Here is a 20,523-nt window from a genome sequence, read left to right on the forward strand (position 1 = left end):
CTTCAGCGGGCCGCTTATAGTTTCAGGCTTTTCAGTATCAGTTCAGCCTGTCTTAGATTTTCCGGAGCTACATAGATACGGTCGATGATACGAGCACCTTCGTAGCGCTGGAAGATCTCTGTCGTTTGATTGATCGGGGACGGCTGCGCCCAGCGGTCATACTGGTCCACCACATAAATCTGCAGTGCACGCTCTTCCGGGGAAGCCGTGTGATACTTCGACAGACGCGCCTTGGAACTGGTGCGGATCACTTCAATACCGTCAGCTTCCAGAGCTTTTTTGATGGCTTCCGGGCTTTCCGATTCCGCCGTGTTGTGCTGCTCAATCAGAACCTTGAACGGTTTTCTTTGCGCGATTCTTTGTGCCCACGGGTTGTTGGCTCCGGACAGATGCTCGTGCAGGCGATAGTCGTTGTACTTGGTGTATTCGTTAATATCCCCCGGCAGCACGAACGTGCAATCCGGCGAAGTCAGATAACGGTTCAGCATTTCCTCATAGATGATGCTCTTGTGATGGCAATAAACCATCAAGTGCATGTGGTGACGTGAAATCAGGAAGTCATCGAAAGAATAAAGCGCACGGCGGTTCAGGCCCAGATACATTTTGTTTTCACGACGGTGGAAGGTCATGTTCTGAATCAACCAGGACAGATCGATTTTTCCGTAGTTTGTGCCGCAGAAATAACTGTCACGCTCAAGGTAATCCATGCGGTCCACATCCAGCTCACTGGACACCAGCTGGCTTAGGATCGGGCGGAAGTCGACGCCATTGTCGACAAAGAAATCATCCGGGCAGTGCAGGGCCTTGTCGATCAGGCACGCCACGTGGATCGGCTGAATGTCAGGGAAGTTCGTGCGCAGGGTTTCGGAGATCGCAGAATCCGTGACGTATTTAATTGTATAGTCTTCGTGATTGGCGCGACGATTGTGATTCATCACTGTGTGCGCCTCTTCGCCGTATTGTTCTTGTTCTTTGTATAGCTGAATCTTCAGCTCGGACAAATGCGGCATCACTTGCTCTGTGGTGTGGCTTAAAGGCCCGTGGCCCACGTCGTGAAGCAAAGCCCCCAGGCGCAGCACCTGACGGAAGCGGGTTTTGACTGAGGGTTTTGAGAAGGGATAAACGCGGAAAATCGCATCGAATGTTTCACCGGCAAGATGGCCCACACCGACAGAGTGAATGTAGCGGTTGTGAGTCGCACCCGGGAAGCTGAACTCGGCATAACCCAGTTGTTTGATCGCTCTCAGGCGCTGATATTCCGCCGTATCAAGCACGGCGACTTCCTGTTCAGAGTAGTAAATAGAGCCGTGAACGGGATCGCGAATTTCCATAGGGTCTCCTAGCAGTGAATCTCAATTAGCTGTCATTCATGGGGACTGTCAAACAGCTTCATCTATAGATAAAGGAGGTCTTTGCACTTGCCTAGATATGCCTGTTTGATACAGGACCAAGGGCTAGATACAGGGTTTTTGCCTCTACAGGCTGCGGCGAAGTGGTTTGAAAAAACTTCATTGATAATAGCTATTTAGCTTTGATTTCGGGTGGTGGGGCGAGGGTGCCTGATACAAGCCCTCGGTCCAGAAATGTAAAAAAATGAGACGTATCACTTTAGGAATTTCTGGGGACTCCGATGAGTAAGGTAAGCAAATGAACCACCCAAGGGCACCAAACAGGTGCACTGAGTTTCAAGGATCGAAACTCAGCAAATCTTCAAGGAGGAGGAAACATGGGTCTCAGAATTAATACGAACAGTGCTTCGTTGAATGCTCAGAGAGTTCTCTGGGGGACGAAGATCGGTCTGGATAAGAGCATGGAAAAGCTCGCTTCCGGTTTCCGCATCAACAGAGCTGGTGATGATGCCGCCGGCCTAGCGATCTCTGAGAATTTGAAAGCTCAGATTCGCGGTCTAAAACAAGCATCCCGAAACGCTCAAGACGGTATCTCTCTGGTCCAGGTGGCCGAGGGTTCCATGAACGAGATCTCTTCGATCTTGATCCGTCTGAGAGAATTGTCCGTACAAGCAGCTTCCGATACTATCGGTCCTGTAGAAAGACAGTTCCTGAACGTGGAATACGATCAGCTGGTTTCCGAGATCGACCGTATCTCCGAAGGTACAGAGTTCAACGGAACTCAGTTGCTGGCGGGTGTAGGTTCCATCCTGGACTTCCAAGTTGGTACCAGAAATAATCCTGAAATCGACCGTATCTCTTTCGACGCTTCCAAAGCCGATGCAAACTCTGCCGCTTTGGGTGTGAACCTGACCTCAGTTTCTGACAAAGCTTCTGCACAGAACGCTTTGGCGGCGATTGACCAGGCGATCGTGAGTGTCTCCGCGATGCGCGCAGACTTCGGTGCGATTCAGAATCGTCTTCAATCTACAGTTTCAAACATTCAAGTGTCTGTAGAGAACATGTCAGCCGCAAACTCTCGTATCAGAGATGTGGATGTAGCTGAAGAGACATCTGAAATGACCAAGAACAACATCTTGTTGCAAGCCGGTACTTCCGTCCTAGCACAAGCGAATTCCCAAGCTAACGTAGCACTTGGACTCTTGAACAAGTCATTCCAGGGTTAATCCTGGAGTGACCTAGGTTCCCGATCTTGACTGATCAAGATCACCCTCAAGTGTAACGACCCGAGCTCTGTAAAACGAGCTGACAATTTGATCTGTTTCCTGCGACGAGGCCGTCTTTCACGGCGGCCTCATTTTTTCAGTCAGCCTCTGACTGGCGGGGAGTGGAGTACACGTTTCTTCTGACGAAGACCCATCACGGGTGACTTTGTCCGCCATTTTTCAAAGCTGCATTTTTCTGTCGCAGCGACCGAATTTTCAAAAAGTTTTTCCTCAGCAAAAAATAGAAAAGAAAAGACAAAAACTGGACTCGAGCAGTTGTATTATTTTTCCGAAAAGTAAGCAGGGAACTGTATCGCAAGTTCCGAATATTAATTTTACAGGTGCACGGATCGCGCCTTATGCCAATGGATGGCACACTTTCACGGAGGAAGAAATATGAAGCACGGAGGATAGAATGGGATTAAGAATCGGTACCAATGTGGCAGCGTTGAATGCACAAAAAAATCTGTACATGACTAACATCAACGCAAACAGATCAATGGCAAGATTGGCTTCTGGAATGAGAATCAATCAAGCTGCTGATGATGCTGCAGGTCTTGCGATCAGCGAAAACCTCAAAGGACAAATCAGAGGTTTAAGACAGGCCAACCGAAATGCCAACGACGGTATTTCCCTTGTGCAGGTCGCGGAAGGCAGCTTGAATGAAGTATCCAATATGCTCATTCGTTTGAGAGAATTGGGTGTACAGGCTTCCTCTGACACAATTGGTGAAACAGAAAGAAAGTTTTTGGACGTTGAGTATCAACAGCTGAAATCCGAGATCCAGCGTATTACTGAATCCACGGTTTTCAACGGTTACGAACTGCTTAACGGTACTGGTGGGATGATTGACATCCAGGTCGGCGTAAACAACGACGCTTTCCGTGACCGTATCAGCTTCAACGCTGGCGCGGCCAACGCCTCCATCGATGCCCTGGGATTGACGGCAGAGAATGTGGGGACCAAGGAAAGCGCTCAATTGAGCCTGGGGACCATCGATCAGGCCCTGACATCGGTGAACGCGATTCGCGCGAACTTCGGTGCGCTACAAAATCGTCTGCAATCAACATCGAATAACTTGTTGATCGCTGATGAAAACTTGTCAGCCGCGAATTCCCGAATCAGAGACACTGACGTGGCGGCAGAAACATCCGAGATGACAAGAAATAACATCTTGTTGCAGGCGGGTGTGTCAGTCCTGGGTCAGGCGAACCAGTCACAACAATTGGCTTTGAAGCTTTTGGGCTAAGGCTGAATGACAACCAAAACCAAAAAGCGGCTTCCCTCGGGAGGCCGCTTTTTTTTGTTCCCGTCGCTGCCCGCGATCATTTGCATTTTCAACGCGTTTTCATTTAGCCATTTCCAACCCCGGCCAGAGCGAATATTGTTGAATCAAAAGCCTCTCCAAGGAACAACCAATCCTATGAAACTGCTAATGATTCTTCTGACCAGCATGGCTGTGCACGCTCAAGCGGCGTGGGACTTGAACGATGTCACTTATCTGATGCCTTTGCCACAATCCGTGGACGGGGATTCGTTGTTAAAACTCGAAAGTCCGGGCCGCGGGGGCGCTTTGCTGCCAGTATCCATGGTGAATCAGCTGCCGGTTTTGGCCATTGATCGCACTCGTCCCGAAGTGAACAGCACTCTTCGTGTGATGGCCGTTCGTATTGATCCGTGTTTCCCGCTTCCGACCCCTCAATCCTGTCAACGTCAGATCCGTCTTGCGTGGCAGCCGATTGAATTGAACCGCCGCAATGAGGTTGAAACCGTCGATGCAGCTTTGCACAGCTTCTATGTTCTGCAGGACTGGGAGTTTGCAAATCTTCTGAAAGAGATCAGCGCCTGGAAATCCAAATATTCTGTGAATACCAAGTACCTGCCTTTGCAGGTTCATCCGGCGTGGGCGACGGAAAAAGATGCTTCTCCGGCTCTGGCGGAGTTTCAAAAGATCATTTTGAAGTATGCCGGGATCGAGAACTTCAGCCGGGTGACAGCGATGGTTTTGCGGGGCAATGGGGACATGTGGGCTTTTGCCGGTTTTGAACCGCGCGGTGGTAAATTGGAACTTTTGCCGATTCCTCGTCTGAACCGTCTGTCCCAGTCCTTTATCAACATGGCGGTACCGGCAGATCACTTCAGCGGTGGCGGGATTTCTCCGATTCCAAAAGGGGATGACACCTTCAATAATCTGGCGGCGGAATCCATCCGTATGGGTGAAGGCACTGAAGACACCATCCGCGAGGAAGTTCGCGCCGCATTCCGTATCGAGAATCCCAAGTTCTTCAATCCGGAAAACATGGACTGCGTCAGCTGTCATGTGGCCCAGCCAGCGATTCACTGGGTGCTGAACAAACGCCCGGAACTGCAGGTTGAAAAGCTGTGGAGCCAGGAAATTTACGGCAATCCTAAGTATAATCTGAAAAACACGAGTGTAGAGATTTGGAATACCCAGCAGATTCGTGCGTTGGGTTATTTCGGGAAGAACGTGGCGATCAGCCAGCGCGTGATCAATGAGTCCGCCGAAGTGGCGGACTTCATCAACAGAATTACTGCGCCAAAGTCAGAGGAATAAGGTCGACTGCGAAGCGGGCCTTGTCCTGGTACTTGTACTCGATATCACCCGGAAGCAACACAGAGTTGTTCTCCGGATCGTAAGTCCAGCCACCGTTAGCTTTGTTTGGGATCACCTGACCGCGACCGGCGTTCAGTTGTTCCGGAGTTCCGTAACGAACGCGGATTTGCAAAGAACCGTCAGCCGTCGCACGTGGACGCTGAGTCAGGAAGATCTCTTTAGCCAGAGTCTTTTTGGTGATGTCAGAACCGATGCGGGCCAGATCCTCACCGAAGTTTTTGTTCACGATACCCACGATGTATTTGGATTTGATCGCGTCCGGAGCACCTTTGTCCTCGTTGGCGCGAACAATCAGCTCTTCCAGCTTCTCAGGGCCAAAGCCAGTGCAAGTGCCGTTGTTCTTAGGCGTCTTCTGAGTCATATCAAAGCACTGTTCGTTGTACTTAGGGTGAATACGCAAAGCCCAGTCTTTGTACTGATCTGAATCTGAAGCCTTCACCAAAGCACCATAGACCGCCAGTTTGTTGGCTTTGCCTTTTTTGAAATCCAGCAGAGTGCGGGCCATTTGTTCTGCAGTGATGCGGGACTGTTTGAATTCGTCCGCATCCGTCAGGAACACCACAACCAGTTGGGCGTCTTCACGGAAGAAACCTTCATTGACACCGCCACGGCCGGACTTTTCCAAAGCCGCTGTCAAAGGAGCAAAGAATTCTTCATCCTCGGGGCCACCTTGAGCGTACGGGGCCACACCCAGATCCAGCGTGGAAGCCAGAAGGTGCTTTTCTTTTTTGGTCACGAAGCGCTTGTTGTAGTTCTGGGACTTGCCGTCTTTGATATGGCGAAGTTCGCCGATGCCGTATTTGTCTTTTTTGGTTGCAGAGAAACGCTCGGAACTGTCCCATGTGGAGATCACACCGATCTGATAGTCGATCATGGCGTTTTTGTTGATCCCGTTGGTGAAACGATCCAGATTGCGCACCAGATTTTCCTGGGCGGACTTCATGGATTCAGAGTTGTCCGTCACAAATAAAATGTCCACTTGCGGATTGAAATCCAGCTGGGACTGTCCGCCGTCTTCCGTGATCCACTTGAATTCCTGCTGAGCCGGCATTTCATACTGCGGGATCTCAACCGGTGTTTCAGGAATAGGATCCTGCTGGACCATGAGGCCCGGGGATTCAGGACTGCAGCCCGTAACCAGCATCAAAGCAGATGTGTAAATGCAAAGAGCGATGATCTGTTTCACATTTTCCTCCTGATGTTCTGCGGGCAGGTTTTGGCCGCCACGTCGTACTTATCAAGTTCGTCAATCCACGGACGACCGTCGTCCATGAATACCAGCTGATCTTCGCCGGTCTTTTTGAAATCGCCCTTGGAGTAAAGCTCCTGAGCCAGTTTCATGTCGGTGTGGATTCTTTGAATGGCTTCAACTTCAATCAGATTCAACTTCTGAACGATGCGGAAGTTCGCATCGGTTTCTTCCTGAGCCAGTTTTTTCAGGCGGGACTTCATCTTATCCAGACTGTCCTGCTGAATTTTGCTGACCTGGGACTGCAAAGTCGGGTGAGTGCCGCGGTTTTGCAGAACCTCCAGAGCTTTTTCAGCGACCTTAAAGCGCAGCATCTGACCCTGAAGCTCGGTGTCTTTATAGTAAAGAACCGGAAGATCCAGCAGGGATTCTGCCACGTCGGAAGCTTTAACCGGGAAGCTTGTCACCTTGGTCAAAGCTTTAGCAAAGGCCGCATTCATGCCGGTCTTGGAAAGGTTTTGAACTTCCAAAATACGGGCTTTTTGTCTTTCTTTGAAGATCTCGTGAGTTTCAAAGACGCCTTTGTAATCACAAATGCGCAACTGAGTCAGGGAACGCAGGAAGTAGGCTTCCGAGTTCACGACTTCACCAAACTGCGGGCTGACCAGAGTTTTGGTTTGCGCCAGGGCTTTTTCAGAGTCATTTTGGCGGAAGTAAGCCCAGCCTTTTTCCTCGATAGCCTGGAACCAATAATCACTGCCTTTAGGCACCTGATTGTAAAGCTTCAGGGATTCGTCAAAGTTGCCTTTGGCAAAAAGAACGCGCGCTTTTTTCATCGCGTCCTTGCTGGAACAGTCCACACACTTTGGCAGAGCGTCTTTTTCAAGAATCTTAAAATCCAACAGCTTCAGAGCGTCGCCAGAGTTTTTGGAATCCAGGGCCGTCTCAAAAGATTTGCCCCAGTCCTTGATGGACAGCTTGTCGGCCGCACCTGCCACAGAAGCAGTGCTGACCAAAGCCATCATCAAAATGTTTTTCAGGAACAAATTGCCGGAAATCATAAAATCCATCCAAGTCCCAAAGAACCCGTCACAGTGTCCAGAGTTCTGGAGCCAGTCACTGGTTGATCTTTGTAAGTCTGGTATCTCATCTCGGCACGAGCAGAAATATTTTTAGTAATCCAGGCGCCCACACCGGCACCCGCCGTCATCAAAGCCGTTGTGCCGCTGGAAAGAGTCATCTGACCGCCACCTGCCAGCAGGTAAAGGTCAAATTGAGTCACACCCATATCAAGGAAGCTGGTTTTGCCATAGATTGGATACCAGTTCACCACGGCCAAAGCGGCGTTTTCGGGATAGTCGATATCCACAGCGTAAGCGCGGCCACCGGCTTCGTAGTTCTTGCGGGCTTGTTCAAACACGCGTTTGCCTTCGTCAGTCAGGTTGTTGCCGAAATCCATGTAACGAACACCCAAAGACCAGCGTGGAGTGATGTGATAGTCCATCGCAAGGCTCAGGGACTGAGTTTTAACGTAAGAGTCACCACCGAAAGTGGAGCCATAAGCCAAACCGAACTCAACACGGTTTCTGCGCTCAACGATACGGTCCTGCACGATACGAGTGCGAGTCTGGGATTTGATGTTTTGAGCCATCTCTGCCAGCTCTTTGTTGCCGCCCAAAGAATCAATGTCGTCAGCCAGTGTCGCTTTTTTAGCGGACGCTTTGCCTTGAGCCATTGCCGGGGAGGCCATAAATGTTGCAGCGATTACAGACAGGGAAAGCAGTTTAAGTGTTTTCATGACTATTGTGCTCCTGTAGTAGCTTGACCCGCCGCTGGAGGAGTTGTTGGCTCCTGGGAAGCAAAGCGGATTTTAAGCTTGGACAAAGTCTCTGGGGTGGAAAGGCTGTTCGGGCTGTAAGCTTTAAAGCTCAGACGAACACGCAGGCCGTTGGCGTTGACCATGAAGGACCCGTCTTTTGCCAGTTGCGGTTGAACAGAGATATTCTTGGTGTCGAACACCAAGGAGAATTTCCATTTGGAGTCACCCAGGTACTCTGGGTCTTTTTTGTTTTTATCAGCAACAACGTGACGGGAACCATCCAATTCCAGGAAGTCATTGCCTGTGGTGTAGCTAACACCGTCATAGCTGATGACCAGACGCGGTTTTTGCGCAGAACGACCATCGATGCCCGGAACTTTCACAGTTACAGAGAATGGAATCTCCTGACCCTGCGCCACTTCGGCAGCCAAACCGTCCACTTTCAGTTCAGAAGGAGCTTCCTGGTTTTTGAACAGGAACAAATTCACTTCACGCTCACGAACCAGGCCTTTGAGTTTGTCTGCGTTCTGCTGGCTGGAAACAGAAGTGATTTCAGCCACCAGCTTCACGTTGAAGGTTTTCATGTTTTCATTGGAAGAAACCGTGTAAAGAGCCGGATTCCATTTCAAAAGGTAAAGATCTTTTTCAGCCTGAGAAGCTGTCAAAGTCGCGCCTTCCGGAAGGTTTTTTGCCGTCAGGGAGATTTGCACACCCGGCACCAGAACGCGGGCATAAACTTTAAACACACCTTCTTGGCCTTCGTTGAAAGTCATCTGCGCATCAGGAGTGATGACGATGAATTTTTGGTCGATGGTGGATTCTTCCTTCACGACCACAACTGGTTTTTCAACGATTACGGTGTTGGTGATTTCACGGGGTTTGTCCTGGCCGTGAGTGATCACGTCCTTGGAGTGCTTTCTCAAAGTATCCAGATCGAAAGCCTCACCTGTGGAAGTCTTTGATTCCGGAACCGGGTTTTTATTCCAGTCACCGCAACCAGACAGCACCAAAGTGACAGGGACAGCTAGAAGAGTGGTTTTAAGAAAGTTCATATTCTACCTCGCTTAGCGACTGCTTACGCGCATGAGTTCGAATGGATAAAGAACGTCTACATTTACGTTTCCAACCGGACGGGGGAACTGCCATGTTTTCATGCGTTGAAGCATGCAGTTTTCCACCATGCGGGAGCCCAAAGAGGATTGCGCCACTTTGGCTGTGGTGATGCGACCTGCAGGACCGATCACAAAGTCCACCGCCACACGTCCACCGATGGATGGCTGGGCTTGCAGACCTTTTTCATAGCAATAAACGATTTGACCTCTGTTTTTGTTGATGACGGCGATGATCTGATCGCGATCCAAACCGCCTTCAACACTGGCTTCTTCATCCAGAGGCAGGCTCACCGCGGAAGTGCCACCGACCAGAGAGATTTTGCCGTAGCCCGCACGACCACCGCCGGTGCCACGAGTGCCATAGCCGCCAGCGCTTTGAGCTTTACCGCTGCCTTCGCCCGCAGATCCAGCAATCAGACCGTTGCCTGGCATATAACCTTTGATACCACCGCGACCGGCAGAACCAACTCCACCACCACCGCTGCCAACACCGGCAGAACGAATGGCTTTCATAGAGTTGTTATCCAGACCCTCGTAGCCACGGGAGCCTTTCGGTGTGCCACCCAAAGCAGCCAGTGCACCAAATCGCGAAACATCTTTGGCCTTGGCCGTGTTCACCTTGTAAGGTTTTGTTTTCAGTTTCGCCTGAGCTTTCGGGCGATAGACTTTGTTGGTTTGTTTGATCTTCTTTTGGGACACCTGAACGTGCTGGCGTGGTTCCGCTTTCTGAACAGGTTTTTCCTGAGGAAGTTCGATGGTCACCAGCATGGGTTCTTCAGTTTTAGTGAAGTAGGACGCCCAGATCCAGGCGCCCATCATCAGGCTCAGCACCGCGGCCAGATGAGCCAGCGAGGTCTTTTTGAGCATGACCTTAAGTTGTTCATCGTCCTTTTCATCCGCCAGCTGATAAGTCGGGCTGTTTTGAGCAGAAGCATCCGCCAAGCGCAGACGCCCCAGGCCTTCCAGTGCCACACCCTGGTCACCCATCTGGGTAAGATCCACGGTCTGCAATAGACGGTATTCAATGTCGTTGGAATCAAGGGCCTGCAGGTTGGAAACAGCCTCAATGCGACGGCTGTTTTTCAGGTAAACGATGTTCAGAGATTCGGAGTCCACAGCAAAGGTGCGGACTTTTTGTCCTAACCTGTTTTCGAGAATTAACAACTTTGCAGTACTCATATTTACGTCCTAGTTTCTTTTCTCGTCTTGGTCGATTTTGTCATCGAACCGGTTTCGGCCACCCAGGAGATCTTCAAGAAGCTTGTCGTTCTCTACGGTGGCTTTCGTATTCAGTGAGCTCTGGTACTTACCTCTCAGCGCACTGCCATCAAATTTGAACGAGGTGCCGAGTTTGGGCCTGTGGCTTTGCTCTTTTTTCACCTTATTCGTCCCTGTTGCTTTTTGAGACGCCAGGGAAGGTACCGCTAGTAGACTAAGCAAAAGGGGGGCCACAACAATCAGGGATTTCATAGGCTCTTTCCTTTCTGAATTTGATTTAAACGGGCTTCCAGGTAGGACGGCATCAGGGGGTGGCCCATTTTTGTCTCTAGGTATTTCAGGTTTTCCAGGTCACGCACATTGGACGGGTTTTCAGACACGGATTTACGTGCAGAAACCAGGTCACGGCTGGAGAAGGATGACGAATCCAAAGCATCCGATACGGCGGACTTCATACGGCCACGGCCTGGAAGCTCTTCCAGAATCTGCATTTCACGCAGAAGCAGCTTCTGGATTTCAGGACGCGCCATTTTGTATTCAGCAGCCAGTTGACCCAAAGCCGGGGACTGTGCCCACAGTTCATCCATCTTCTGCTTTGCCGTGCGGGCTTTCAGCAGGTACGGCTTGGAACGGCCCTTCAGCAGGTCCACATACTGACGCTGTTCTGCCGGGCTCAAACCTTTTGGCATCGGCAAAGAAGCCAGGTCTTTCACCAGACGTTCATTTTCAGACGCCACGATGTTCAACACAATCAGCTGAGCCGTGATGTCTTTCAGTGCCAAAGATTCCTTCAGCAAGCCATCTGCTTTTGCTGTCAGGCTCATGCGCTCTTGAATGGATTTCTGAACAGTGCGATCGTTCTTGCCATTCAACTGGTGGGAGGCAATCTTCGGATGGAAGTTAGCCACCTTGTTGTAGAAGTCCTGTTTTTGGAAGAACTGCGCCGCGGACTTGCGACGAAGTTCTTTCATTTCAAATACGGATTTCAAACCGGATTTGTCCATGGTGCGGGCGTAAACCAGCAAAGCAGTTTCATTCAGCAGATCCGGTTTTTGTTTCAACTCTGGCGCCTGAGCTTTCAGCTCTTTCACCGGGTTGGATGAAAGCAGAACCAGACGGGATCTCATGATCAAAGAACGCTCACCTTTAAGGCCGGCCTTCAATGCTGCCTTATAGTGTTTTTCTGGATTCATTTCAGCCAGATCCGCCAATGTGCCCAGACGGAACTCGCGGTCTTTTTCTGACACTTTCGAGCTGCGCACCTGAGAAGCCATGCGGTAAGCATTTTTGAAATCCAGATGTTTTTCGTAGTGAGCTGCCAGCTGTTCGCGCAGTTCATCTTTTCTGGAATCAGAAACTTCGTTCATGGCAATCAAAGCCAGGATGGACTGAACATAGATTCCATCTTCGCCGGTCTTCTGAGCCAGAACGCTGGCGTTGGTGTAGAACAGAACTTTTTCAGCAGGTTTTGCTGTCGCCACGTCAGTGCTCATCACCTTCTTCAGGGCTTTTTTCATGTCTGAAGAAGACGATTTTGGATTGTTGGCCACCGCCGCGACCTCATTCATAAGAGCTTTGCGTGCCAGAGTTTCAAACTCTGCACGGTGCGCAGGGAAAAGCTTCGCATAGTCCCAAGCCCATTTTTGCAGTGACTCTTCGTCCTTTAGTTGAGCGGCCGCATCCAAAGAAAGGTCCGCGGCTTTCTTGCGAAGATCAGCAGAACCTTTTTTGTCTTCGGCCAGGTCGTTGAAGGCGACCGCGGCCTCTTTCAGTTGCTTTTGCTGATAGCTCAGATAAGCCAGCTGGTAACGAACTTCGAAGGATTTTGCATCGTTGTCGGAATATTTCAAATAGTGAACATAGGCTTCACGGCGCAAATTCAGGTCTTGGGACTTTTCCGCTGCGGAAACTTCATTGTTCAAAGCCTCTTCGCGTTCTTTGGCAGAGAACTTGCGGCTTTCGCTGATGCTGCGATAGATCTGGATTGCCAGTGGATACTTCTTCATATCCATTGCGATCTGGGAACCGCGGTTCGCCATCTCGATGTCTGTCGGGAAAGTCTTGTTATAGATAACGTAAGCGTTCAGCAGATCCTGGTCCGGATTCAGCTTTTTCAGACGGTGAAGCTCTGTTACATAACGCTTCATTGTTTTCTGCAGCTCTTCACACTTGGATTCATCATCACAATCAGTGTTTTTGAAGGCTGCCGCCGCTTTGGCAAAGTCCTGCGTCGACTGCGTGGTCTGACCACGGTCATAGTTCACTTGTGCCATGCGCACAAACGCTGACAGGCGCTCTGACTTGGTCAGATCCGGCTGTTCAAGATAGCGGTTCAGGATTTTATGGGCGGCCTGCTTTTGTCCCAGACGGTCCGCTTCACTGGCAAAGTGATACAGCAACTCTTTGCGGTTCTGTGCTGGAGCCAGGGATTCAAACTGGGCAATTTCTTTGTCGTTGATGTCTTTGCGGGAATAGAAAGTCGCCAGATCACGCATGATATCGGCATGGAAAACCGGGTCGTATTTGGAGCCTTCTTCCGTGTCGCGGGTGATCAGGTGTTTGTTTTTAAGAAGCGTTTCCAGGATTGTGATTGCAGAGGAAAGTTTGTCCTCGTTGAAATCACACCAAGCCATGTTGTAAGTCACCAGGGCGCGGTTTTCCAGTTTGTCGTCTTTAAGAGCGATCACATAGTGATAACGGGCATCTTTGAATTTGTTCTTTTGGAACAACAGGTCGCCCAAAGAGGCGTGGGACCGGGAAACAATCGCCGGATTGATTTTCTTGGCTTTGGCTTCCTTGATGATTTGTTCAAACAGACGAATCGCGTTGTCGTTCTGGCCGGCCATTTCGTACAAATGAGCCAGTTGGAACAGGATAGGACCATGTTCGTTCAGGCTGACCTGACGAAGCAGTTCCTCATAGATACCAATGGCCTTCTGACGGTCGGCTTTCGATCCTTTGCAGCCGTCACAATTGGCTTCGACTTCCAGCATGAAGCGGTCACGCGCACGTTCAGCCAGCAAATCGGCCAGGCGCTGCTGGGTCGGAACCCAGGATGGATCTTCTTTGCCAATGGCAGATAGGACCCGCTCCATTTTCTGGATAACCAGGTCCTGCGTTCCGGCGTTCATCTTGTCAGCAAGGGCAAGACGACCATTCAGAGCACCAAGGACTACGATACTGATCAGAGTGATTCGTCTTAGATTTTTCATTTGCCCGGCACCACAGCGAATTTTAGTTTTTCGATACCGGCCAGGGATCCGGCTTTTAGCAGAGGATCCAGGTCGGCGTATCTCATTTCCGTGTCTGCTTGAACCATCAGCTCAAGTTCTTTTTCCTCGGTGTTCTTTTTCAGTTCCGCCAACTTGTTTGTCAGGTCGTTGGCGGCCACACGCTTGTCATCAAGGAAGTAGCTCCCTTTTTCGATGCGCAGAATCGGGGTGATCTTTTCCACACCCTGGCTGTGATTGGCCGAAGGCAGAGTCATTTTATTTGGAATCTGTGTTTCCATCCCGCTGTTTTGAGTCCCGATCAACAGATAGATCACGATGATCGAAAACGCATCGATTAAGGACGTTAGTGGCAAAGCCAGAGCCAGCTCACGACGGAACAAGCCTTTCTTTTTGCCACCACTGCTCAAAGTCAGCGACTCAGTCATTGGTGAACGTTTAGGGGATGCCGCATTTTCCAATAATGATTTTCTCATAGTTCCTACCCCAGCGGGGACAAGCCCACGCCTTCAAAGGCACTTTGTTTCAGGCGGTCCATCACGCGAATCACATCACCGTAGGACGTGTTCGCTTCCGGGCGCACAACACTTGTTTTAAGATCCGGATACTGATCTCGCAGAGCCTTCAGCTTTCCTTCCAGCGCTTCCCAGTTCACACCCTTGGTGGATTTGGTAATGCGGGACTCAAGAACCTTGGCCTGGGGAAGATCACGCAAAGAGAGCTGAACGCCACCGTCAGCAGCCATCGTCACCCAAAGTGAAGGGGGATTCTTGGCGCCGGCTGTGGAGTTGTCTCCAATAGCCTGCTTGGTATCCAGTGTCCCGATCTGGATCCACACCGCAGTCAGAAGCAAGAAGCAAATCATGACTGACAGGATGTCCAGAATGGGCAGGATGTTGATTTCGAAGTTCAACTCTTTATTGCTGCTCATACAAGAGTTCTTTCTTTCTTGTCAGAAACCGGAGCGTAGTGGAAGCCCAGTTGGATGAACAAATTCAAAGACGCTTTATTAAGATCTTCTGACAGTTTGGTCGCACGATTCTGCAAAACTGCATACATGATCAGAGCAGGCACGGCGACAATCAGTCCGTAAGCGGTTGTATTCATCGCCAAAGAAATACCATTGGAAAGAATCGCCGCTTTTTCAACCGGGTTGGCATTGGCAATACCGGCGAAAGAATGAATCAGACCGGTGATAGTACCCAACAGACCCACCAGAGTGGCCACGTTGGCAAACATCGCCAGGAAGCCGATGCGTTTTTCAATGCGGGAGTTTTCTTCAAGCAGGACTTCGTCCATCTTTAACTGGATTTCCTCTTTGCCGCCCATATCAATAGCCGCCTGGATACCAGCGGAAGCAACAACTCCCAATGGCTCTTTGGCGCTCATTTGCAGGGATCTGCGCAGAGCCTTGTCCAAGTTACCGCTTTTAATGTCTTCAGCGATAGTTTTGGAAAGATCTTTTTGGTTCACCTTGCGGTTCACAAAAAGAGCGATAGAACGTTCGGCGATAATCGCCACGGACACTACCTGAGCAGCCAAAATAGCCCACATCCAGAAAGCGTCAGAAGAAGTGAAAGCGCGACCAAGTGACAATAGGAATTCCATAAGTCCTCCGTTAAAAGAATCCGGAAGCCTTAGGAGCAAGGGGGGTGCCAGAGCCCAGTGTCTCAATACGAGGCCCCCACAGCACCCTGTGTGAATAATTTCAACAGTGGTGACGTTTTATGGCGTCACCGGTCCGTTACAGTGGGGGGGGGCGGGGACTATTCCTCGATCGCGGAAATGATGTTTTCCCAGAGCATGGGATTGAGCAGTTCGGAGCCGATCATCATCACGGGTTCGGAGTCTTTGGCGCGACCGCGTTTGGCTTCGGTGGGAAGATGTCCGGTGCCGCCATGTTTATCAAACCAGGAGCGACGGATGGACAGAGAGTTGGATACAAAAACGTGAGGGAAGTGTTCCAGTTCCTTCTTGTTGGCGCGACCGTATTCGAATGTGGAAAGAACATTGAACTTCTTAGAGGATTCAATGTGCTCCAGTTTCTGGAAGCCCAGCTCCATCAGATATTTGAATTTCTGGCGGCCCGGTTGTTTGGAGGTGAAGATCAGATCCAGATTTCCGGACAGGAAATTGGCTTCCAGTTCATTCAGGTCAAAGATATCCAGGGTGATCTTTTTAACGCCGACCTCTTCAAAACAAAGACGGGACGTGTTCAGGGCAAAATCGGAAAGCCCTTCCAGGGTGCCGATGTGCAGTTCACCCACCATCTGGTTGTTGCTGATACCCTGAAGTTCGGTTTCAAGACGACGGATGGATTTTTCAAAGATTTCGGAAAGCTGGAAGGCCACGGCGGTCCATCCGGACTTTCTTTTCGCCGAGCGATCCAGCAGGACGATTTTCAGTTCGTCCTCGATCTTGGCGATGATACGGGAAAGCTGGGGCTGGCTCAGTCCCACGTGCAGGGCGGCAGCAGAAAGATTCTTAAAGTTGACTGCTTTGGCCAGGACACTGAGTTCATAGTACAACTGTTGCATCTTATCTCCGTATCAGGGTTTTCTAATGTAATTGAGAAACGCAAACATGCCCAGGAAGCCTGCGATGATATAGCCGATAAAGCTGATCGTCGGCATTCCGGCAATGTGGCTGACCGTTTCGTGAACGTATACGAAAGACGCGCTCATAATCAAAGCGGCGATAATCACACCCAGGAAAAGCAAATTGGAAGAGCTTTCCACCGAGCGTTTCAGTTCCTTGATTTCCGTGACATTCAATTTAAAAGCATGGTCCGGACTATTCACCTTGCGCAGGAAGAAGTTCAGCTGGCGAGGCAGGGCGTTCAGGAAGGTTTTTGATTCCCGCGCCATTTGCGACATGTCGTTCAGGATTCTTTCAGGCCCGAAGTGAGTCTTGGCCAGATCGCCGGCAAACTCCAAAGAGTACTGCAGAAAATCAAAGTCCTTGTGGATCTTGCGGCCCATGCCTTCGATGGAAACAATCGATTTAAAGAACAGCATCAGATCCGTCGGCACCTGAATATGGTGGCGGGCGGCGATACCGGAAGAGCGCATCAGCACTTTTCCCAGGTTCACATTTTTCAGTGTCAGCCCAAAATACGGTGCAATCAGTTCGCGCAGGTCCTTGGCGAAAATATCAATATTCACCCGGTCCGTGAACGGCGCCAGATCGACGTATTCATAGGCCAGGCGTTCATAGTCTTCACGTGACAGCGCCAAAAGCATATTGGCAATCGAGGCTTGCGTGCGTGTGTTCAGGCGTCCCACAACACCAAAATCAATCAAACCGATTCTGTTTTCAGGAAGGACAAAGAAGTTTCCGGCATGCAGGTCCCCGTGAAAAAGACCGTCTTGAAAGACCATCTTCAGATAGGCTTTGAGCCCCCTGCGAATGACCTCCTCGGGATCGATGCCCGGTTGCTGTAAAGAAGCTTCCTGGCTCAGCGGAACGCCCGGCAGGGCTTCCATAACCAGAACCCTTTCTGTCGTCAGATCCAGATAGACTTTGGGGATTTTGACATTCTCATCTTCTGAGAAGTTTTCCTGGAAGCGGCGGATATTGTTGGCTTCAACAACAAAGTTTGTTTCAAGTTCCAGGGTGCGGAAGTACTCATCCACGATGCCCACGGGATTATAGGTGCGGGTTTCGGGGATATAAGTGACCAGCAGTTCAGCCAGCAGATAAAGCACATTCAGGTCATCATTGATGGTCTGAATGATTCCCGGCCGCTGAACCTTGATGACGACGCTTTCGCCGGTACTGAGGCGCGCGCGGTGAACCTGGGCAATGCTGGCAGAGCCCAGGGGTTCTTGTTCAATGGATTCAAATTTTTGGTAAAGGGAGTTCCCGAACTCCTCGCGCAGAACGGTTTCAACCGTTTCGAAGGACAGGGGCTGCACACGGTCATGCAGCTTTTCAAATTCAGTGACATATTCATCCGGAACCAGATCCGGACGGGTGGCAAGCAGTTGTCCCAGTTTTACGAACGTGGGACCCAGTTCCTCAAAGCTCATTCTCATCCGCTCTGGCGTCGAAAGTTGTTCGACGTCAGAGCTCGCGTTCAAACGCTGGATGATGAATTTACCGAGCTTTACCTTTTCCGCGACCTGGTGAAACCCGTGCTTTGCGAACACCCCCACGATCGTTCTCAGTCTTGCCGCGTTTTTTAGAGTCTTTCCGATCTGGCGTCCGGTGTTTAAGGCTGTCACTATTCTTCTCCGAATTGTCGTCATTATCCCGGAGTTTAGACTGTTCGGCAAACATCAATTTTTTACTGAGCTTTGGTTTGTCTGCAGCGTCTCCGTTGACTTGCTCACGGTATCTCTCTGGACCAAGGATCATTTCGAGCAGGGACTTGTCTGGACCCCGCTTTTCCTCGTTGTCCAGCTGGCGTGGCTTCAGATTGTACTGCTTTTCCACCTTGCGCAGCTTCTCTGAGCTGCCTTCCGGGGCATCTTTGCGAACGTCGCCAAAGAACTTGGACTTTCCAGGCTTCTGCTTGAAACGATCCGGGCCTTCCTCGCGGAAGTTCTTTTTCCCGAACTCTTTCTTTTTGCCGAAGTCCTTGTTGCCAGCTTTTTTGTCAGCACGCTTTTCGCCGCGTTCAAACTCACGGTCCTGATGTTTTTTCTTGCCGTGACTGATGTGATCTTTAGGTCGCTTATCACCATGCAGACGTTTTAGAACCGCGGATGCGGATCTTTCTGCCGGGGTTCTGGCGTCGTCGTGTTCTTCTTTTTCAAGGCCTGCCAGAGCAAAGTTGATCTGCCCCTGCTCCGGATCGGCAGCCACGACTTGAATTCGGATGCTGTCCCCGATGGAATAGGCAAAACCGGAACGTTTCGCCACCAGGCGCAGGTTTTCTTCGTCAAATTCAAAGCGGTCCCCACCCAGATCATCCAGGCGTACCAGACCGTCAATGTCGTATTCACGAAGCAGCACAAACACGCCGAATTTCGCCACTGAACTGATCATTCCATCGAATTCCTGGCCAATGAATTTCTGCATGAAGCGGGCTTTTTTGATGGACTGAACCTGGCGTTCCGCCTTGGTGGAGCGTTGTTCTGCGGCGGAAAGAATGGTTCCAGCTGTGGCCAGATCATCTTCGCTCATCAGGCGATAGCGGGAATTGGGCATCACTTGAGTCTTAAGCAGGCGATGCACGATCAGATCAGGATAACGGCGGATCGGGGATGTGAAGTGAGTGTAAAACTCAAAACCCAAACCAAAATGGCCGACGTTATTCATGTTGTATTTCGCCTGACTCATGGATCGCAACGTCAGGATATTCAGGATCTGGGCTTCCGGGCGACCTTCAAATTCTTCCAGCGCCTTGGTCAGGCGCTTTTGCAGTTTGCCGCTGCCCAGTTTGGTTTTACCACCGAAATTTGCCAGGTATTTTTCCAAAGTACGAATCGCCATTTCATTCGGCGGTTCGTGAATGCGGTACAAGGCTGGAATTTCGCGGCTGGACAGGAACTTGGCTACGGCGACGTTCGCCGCCAGCATCATTTCCTCAATCAGGCGGTGGGCAAACAGGCGCTCAGAGCGCTGAATGTCCACAGGAACTCCGGCGCCGTCGATAACCAGTTCGGTTTCGGGGATTTCCAGATCCAGAGATCCTTCTTTGAAGCGTTTCGCCATAAGGATCTTCGCAAGGTCGGAAAGACGCAGGATGTGGTCTTTGACGTGTTTGTGTTTTTCAACTTCGTTCCCGTCAATGATTTCCTGGGCTTCACCATAGGTGACGCGCGCTTTGCTTTCCATCACGGCTTCATAGAAGTCGGATTTGACCAGCTCACCGGTGAAATCAAACAGCATCTCAGCCACCAGGCACAGGCGTGGCACGTGTGGATTCAGGGAGCAAAGGCCGTTACTCAGAACTTCAGGCAGCATCGGCACCACAAAGTTCGGCATGTACACCGAGGTTCCGCGTTCATAGGCGTCTTTGTCGATGGCGGTGCCGATTTTGACGTAGTGGCTGACATCGGCGATGGCCACATAAAGCAGGAAGCCCTCATTCAGGGTTTCCACATAGACGGCATCGTCAAAGTCTTTGGCAGTGGCGCCGTCAATGGTGATCAGGGCTTTGTCGCGCAGATCGCGGCGGCCTTTGAAGTCTTTTTCATCAGGGACTTCGCTGAAGTGTTCGGCCTCTTCCAAGGTGGCTTTTGAAAACTCCAGAGGGATATGATTGGCGCGAATCACACGTTTCAGGTCAGTCAGGGGATCCATGGCGTCACCGATGATTTCGATGACTTTGCCGGTGAACGGTTTGCCGTCGTCGGGATAGCTGGTGATCTCGGCAGCAACCAGTTCCTTGTCCTTGGCTTGCATGGAGTCTTCGATCTTGATTTTCAGATCCTGACCCCAGCCTTTGCCTTCGTCGCGGATAAGACCGGTGCGTTCGTTCATTTTGAAGAAGCGACCGACGACGGTTTTGGTTCCACGACTTAGAACATGATCAAGTTCGCCACGGAATCTTTCGCCCCCTTTTTCGGGGGTGACTTCCACGGCGACCTTATCATTGGTCATGATGCCTTCCATGGAGTGGCGGGGGATATAGACGTCGGGGTGTTCTTTGTCGTCAGGGATGAAAAATCCAAATCCGTCGGGATGTCTTTTGATGGTGCCAGTGAGGATTTTTTTCTTTTGCATTACAGGCTGTATTTCCTTTTATTTGAGATTA

At 50.5% G+C, this 20,523-nt stretch carries 17 protein-coding genes; 3 read left to right on the top strand and 14 right to left on the bottom strand.

Annotated elements, in window-relative coordinates; all coding sequences use genetic code 11:
* Window positions 1-14: 14 nt before the first annotated feature.
* Entirely contained in the window at window positions 15-1,331 is a 1,317-nt protein-coding gene (locus tag BD_RS01875; RefSeq protein WP_011162996.1) for an HD domain-containing protein, read from the bottom strand.
* A 395-nt stretch (window positions 1,332-1,726) separates the two neighbouring features.
* Between BD_RS01875 and BD_RS01880 the strand changes: the two genes are divergently transcribed.
* The 3 genes from BD_RS01880 to BD_RS01890 all read left to right on the top strand — a co-directional run bounded on the left by BD_RS01880 (window position 1,727) and on the right by BD_RS01890 (window position 5,189).
* Window positions 1,727-2,575, top strand: coding sequence for a flagellin N-terminal helical domain-containing protein (locus tag BD_RS01880; RefSeq protein WP_011162997.1), 849 nt, complete (start codon window positions 1,727-1,729; stop codon window positions 2,573-2,575).
* 454 nt (window positions 2,576-3,029) lie between these two features.
* On the top strand, window positions 3,030-3,863 hold the full coding sequence (locus BD_RS01885; RefSeq protein ID WP_011162999.1) for a flagellin N-terminal helical domain-containing protein: 834 nt from the start codon (window positions 3,030-3,032) through the stop codon (window positions 3,861-3,863).
* A 174-nt stretch (window positions 3,864-4,037) separates the two neighbouring features.
* The gene (locus BD_RS01890) at window positions 4,038-5,189 is read left to right on the top strand and encodes a hypothetical protein (RefSeq protein ID WP_231839250.1); all 1,152 of its coding nucleotides are present in this window, start codon (window positions 4,038-4,040) and stop codon (window positions 5,187-5,189) included.
* Here BD_RS01890 and BD_RS01895 read toward each other — a convergent pair.
* The 13 genes from BD_RS01895 to rnr all read right to left on the bottom strand — a co-directional run bounded on the left by BD_RS01895 (window position 5,164) and on the right by rnr (window position 20,492).
* Window positions 5,164-6,435 carry a hypothetical protein gene (locus tag BD_RS01895; RefSeq protein WP_011163001.1) on the bottom strand — a complete coding sequence of 424 codons (1,272 nt, stop codon included), beginning with the start codon at window positions 6,433-6,435 and terminating at the stop codon, window positions 5,164-5,166. The two genes, BD_RS01890 and BD_RS01895, sit on opposite strands and share 26 nt — an antisense overlap.
* Window positions 6,432-7,499: a tetratricopeptide repeat protein gene (locus BD_RS01900; protein ID WP_011163002.1), complete on the bottom strand. Its 1,068-nt coding sequence runs from the start codon at window positions 7,497-7,499 to the stop codon at window positions 6,432-6,434. The genes BD_RS01895 and BD_RS01900 overlap by 4 nt, the downstream gene beginning before the upstream one ends.
* On the bottom strand, window positions 7,496-8,236 hold the full coding sequence (locus tag BD_RS01905) for an outer membrane beta-barrel domain-containing protein (RefSeq protein WP_011163003.1): 741 nt from the start codon (window positions 8,234-8,236) through the stop codon (window positions 7,496-7,498). Before BD_RS01905 ends, BD_RS01900 begins: the two co-directional genes overlap by 4 nt.
* A gap of 2 nt (window positions 8,237-8,238) precedes the next feature.
* Entirely contained in the window at window positions 8,239-9,309 is a 1,071-nt protein-coding gene (locus BD_RS01910) for a hypothetical protein (protein ID WP_011163004.1), read from the bottom strand.
* A gap of 12 nt (window positions 9,310-9,321) precedes the next feature.
* Window positions 9,322-10,548 (bottom strand): TonB family protein, encoded by a 1,227-nt coding sequence (locus tag BD_RS01915; protein WP_011163005.1) that lies wholly within the window; start codon window positions 10,546-10,548, stop codon window positions 9,322-9,324.
* Window positions 10,549-10,557: 9 nt separating this feature from the next.
* Entirely contained in the window at window positions 10,558-10,839 is a 282-nt protein-coding gene (locus BD_RS01920) for a hypothetical protein (protein ID WP_038450733.1), read from the bottom strand.
* Window positions 10,836-13,799: a tetratricopeptide repeat protein gene (locus tag BD_RS01925; protein ID WP_011163006.1), complete on the bottom strand. Its 2,964-nt coding sequence runs from the start codon at window positions 13,797-13,799 to the stop codon at window positions 10,836-10,838. The genes BD_RS01920 and BD_RS01925 overlap by 4 nt, the downstream gene beginning before the upstream one ends.
* Window positions 13,796-14,293, bottom strand: coding sequence for an ExbD/TolR family protein (locus BD_RS01930; protein WP_011163007.1), 498 nt, complete (start codon window positions 14,291-14,293; stop codon window positions 13,796-13,798). The genes BD_RS01925 and BD_RS01930 overlap by 4 nt, the downstream gene beginning before the upstream one ends.
* Before the next feature lie 5 nt (window positions 14,294-14,298).
* Window positions 14,299-14,748 carry an ExbD/TolR family protein gene (locus BD_RS01935; protein ID WP_011163008.1) on the bottom strand — a complete coding sequence of 150 codons (450 nt, stop codon included), beginning with the start codon at window positions 14,746-14,748 and terminating at the stop codon, window positions 14,299-14,301.
* Entirely contained in the window at window positions 14,745-15,425 is a 681-nt protein-coding gene (locus BD_RS01940; protein WP_038450741.1) for a MotA/TolQ/ExbB proton channel family protein, read from the bottom strand. The genes BD_RS01935 and BD_RS01940 overlap by 4 nt, the downstream gene beginning before the upstream one ends.
* A gap of 158 nt (window positions 15,426-15,583) precedes the next feature.
* On the bottom strand, window positions 15,584-16,354 hold the full coding sequence (locus tag BD_RS01945; protein ID WP_011163010.1) for a LysR family transcriptional regulator: 771 nt from the start codon (window positions 16,352-16,354) through the stop codon (window positions 15,584-15,586).
* A 12-nt stretch (window positions 16,355-16,366) separates the two neighbouring features.
* Window positions 16,367-17,968, bottom strand: coding sequence for an ABC1 kinase family protein (locus BD_RS01950; protein WP_231839251.1), 1,602 nt, complete (start codon window positions 17,966-17,968; stop codon window positions 16,367-16,369).
* On the bottom strand, window positions 17,916-20,492 hold the full coding sequence (gene rnr, locus BD_RS01955; RefSeq protein ID WP_011163012.1) for a ribonuclease R: 2,577 nt from the start codon (window positions 20,490-20,492) through the stop codon (window positions 17,916-17,918). Before rnr ends, BD_RS01950 begins: the two co-directional genes overlap by 53 nt.
* Window positions 20,493-20,523 lie beyond the last annotated feature (31 nt).

This window comes from Bdellovibrio bacteriovorus HD100, assembly GCF_000196175.1.
Classification (GTDB): Bacteria; Bdellovibrionota; Bdellovibrionia; order Bdellovibrionales; family Bdellovibrionaceae; genus Bdellovibrio; species Bdellovibrio bacteriovorus.

What these genes read in the sequence shown, in the direction of transcription:
- BD_RS01875 (WP_011162996.1), bottom strand. Translation starts at nt 1,331, where the DNA reads ATGGAAATTCGCGATCCCGTTCACGGCTCTATTTACTACTCTGAACAG.
- BD_RS01880 (WP_011162997.1), top strand. Translation starts at nt 1,727, where the DNA reads ATGGGTCTCAGAATTAATACGAACAGTGCTTCGTTGAATGCTCAGAGA.
- BD_RS01885 (WP_011162999.1), top strand. Translation starts at nt 3,030, where the DNA reads ATGGGATTAAGAATCGGTACCAATGTGGCAGCGTTGAATGCACAAAAA.
- BD_RS01890 (WP_231839250.1), top strand. Translation starts at nt 4,038, where the DNA reads ATGAAACTGCTAATGATTCTTCTGACCAGCATGGCTGTGCACGCTCAA.
- BD_RS01900 (WP_011163002.1), bottom strand. Translation starts at nt 7,499, where the DNA reads ATGATTTCCGGCAATTTGTTCCTGAAAAACATTTTGATGATGGCTTTG.
- BD_RS01905 (WP_011163003.1), bottom strand. Translation starts at nt 8,236, where the DNA reads ATGAAAACACTTAAACTGCTTTCCCTGTCTGTAATCGCTGCAACATTT.
- BD_RS01910 (WP_011163004.1), bottom strand. Translation starts at nt 9,309, where the DNA reads ATGAACTTTCTTAAAACCACTCTTCTAGCTGTCCCTGTCACTTTGGTG.
- BD_RS01915 (WP_011163005.1), bottom strand. Translation starts at nt 10,548, where the DNA reads ATGAGTACTGCAAAGTTGTTAATTCTCGAAAACAGGTTAGGACAAAAA.
- BD_RS01920 (WP_038450733.1), bottom strand. Translation starts at nt 10,839, where the DNA reads ATGAAATCCCTGATTGTTGTGGCCCCCCTTTTGCTTAGTCTACTAGCG.
- BD_RS01925 (WP_011163006.1), bottom strand. Translation starts at nt 13,799, where the DNA reads ATGAAAAATCTAAGACGAATCACTCTGATCAGTATCGTAGTCCTTGGT.
- BD_RS01930 (WP_011163007.1), bottom strand. Translation starts at nt 14,293, where the DNA reads ATGAGAAAATCATTATTGGAAAATGCGGCATCCCCTAAACGTTCACCA.
- BD_RS01935 (WP_011163008.1), bottom strand. Translation starts at nt 14,748, where the DNA reads ATGAGCAGCAATAAAGAGTTGAACTTCGAAATCAACATCCTGCCCATT.
- BD_RS01940 (WP_038450741.1), bottom strand. Translation starts at nt 15,425, where the DNA reads ATGGAATTCCTATTGTCACTTGGTCGCGCTTTCACTTCTTCTGACGCT.
- BD_RS01945 (WP_011163010.1), bottom strand. Translation starts at nt 16,354, where the DNA reads ATGCAACAGTTGTACTATGAACTCAGTGTCCTGGCCAAAGCAGTCAAC.
- rnr (WP_011163012.1), bottom strand. Translation starts at nt 20,492, where the DNA reads ATGCAAAAGAAAAAAATCCTCACTGGCACCATCAAAAGACATCCCGAC.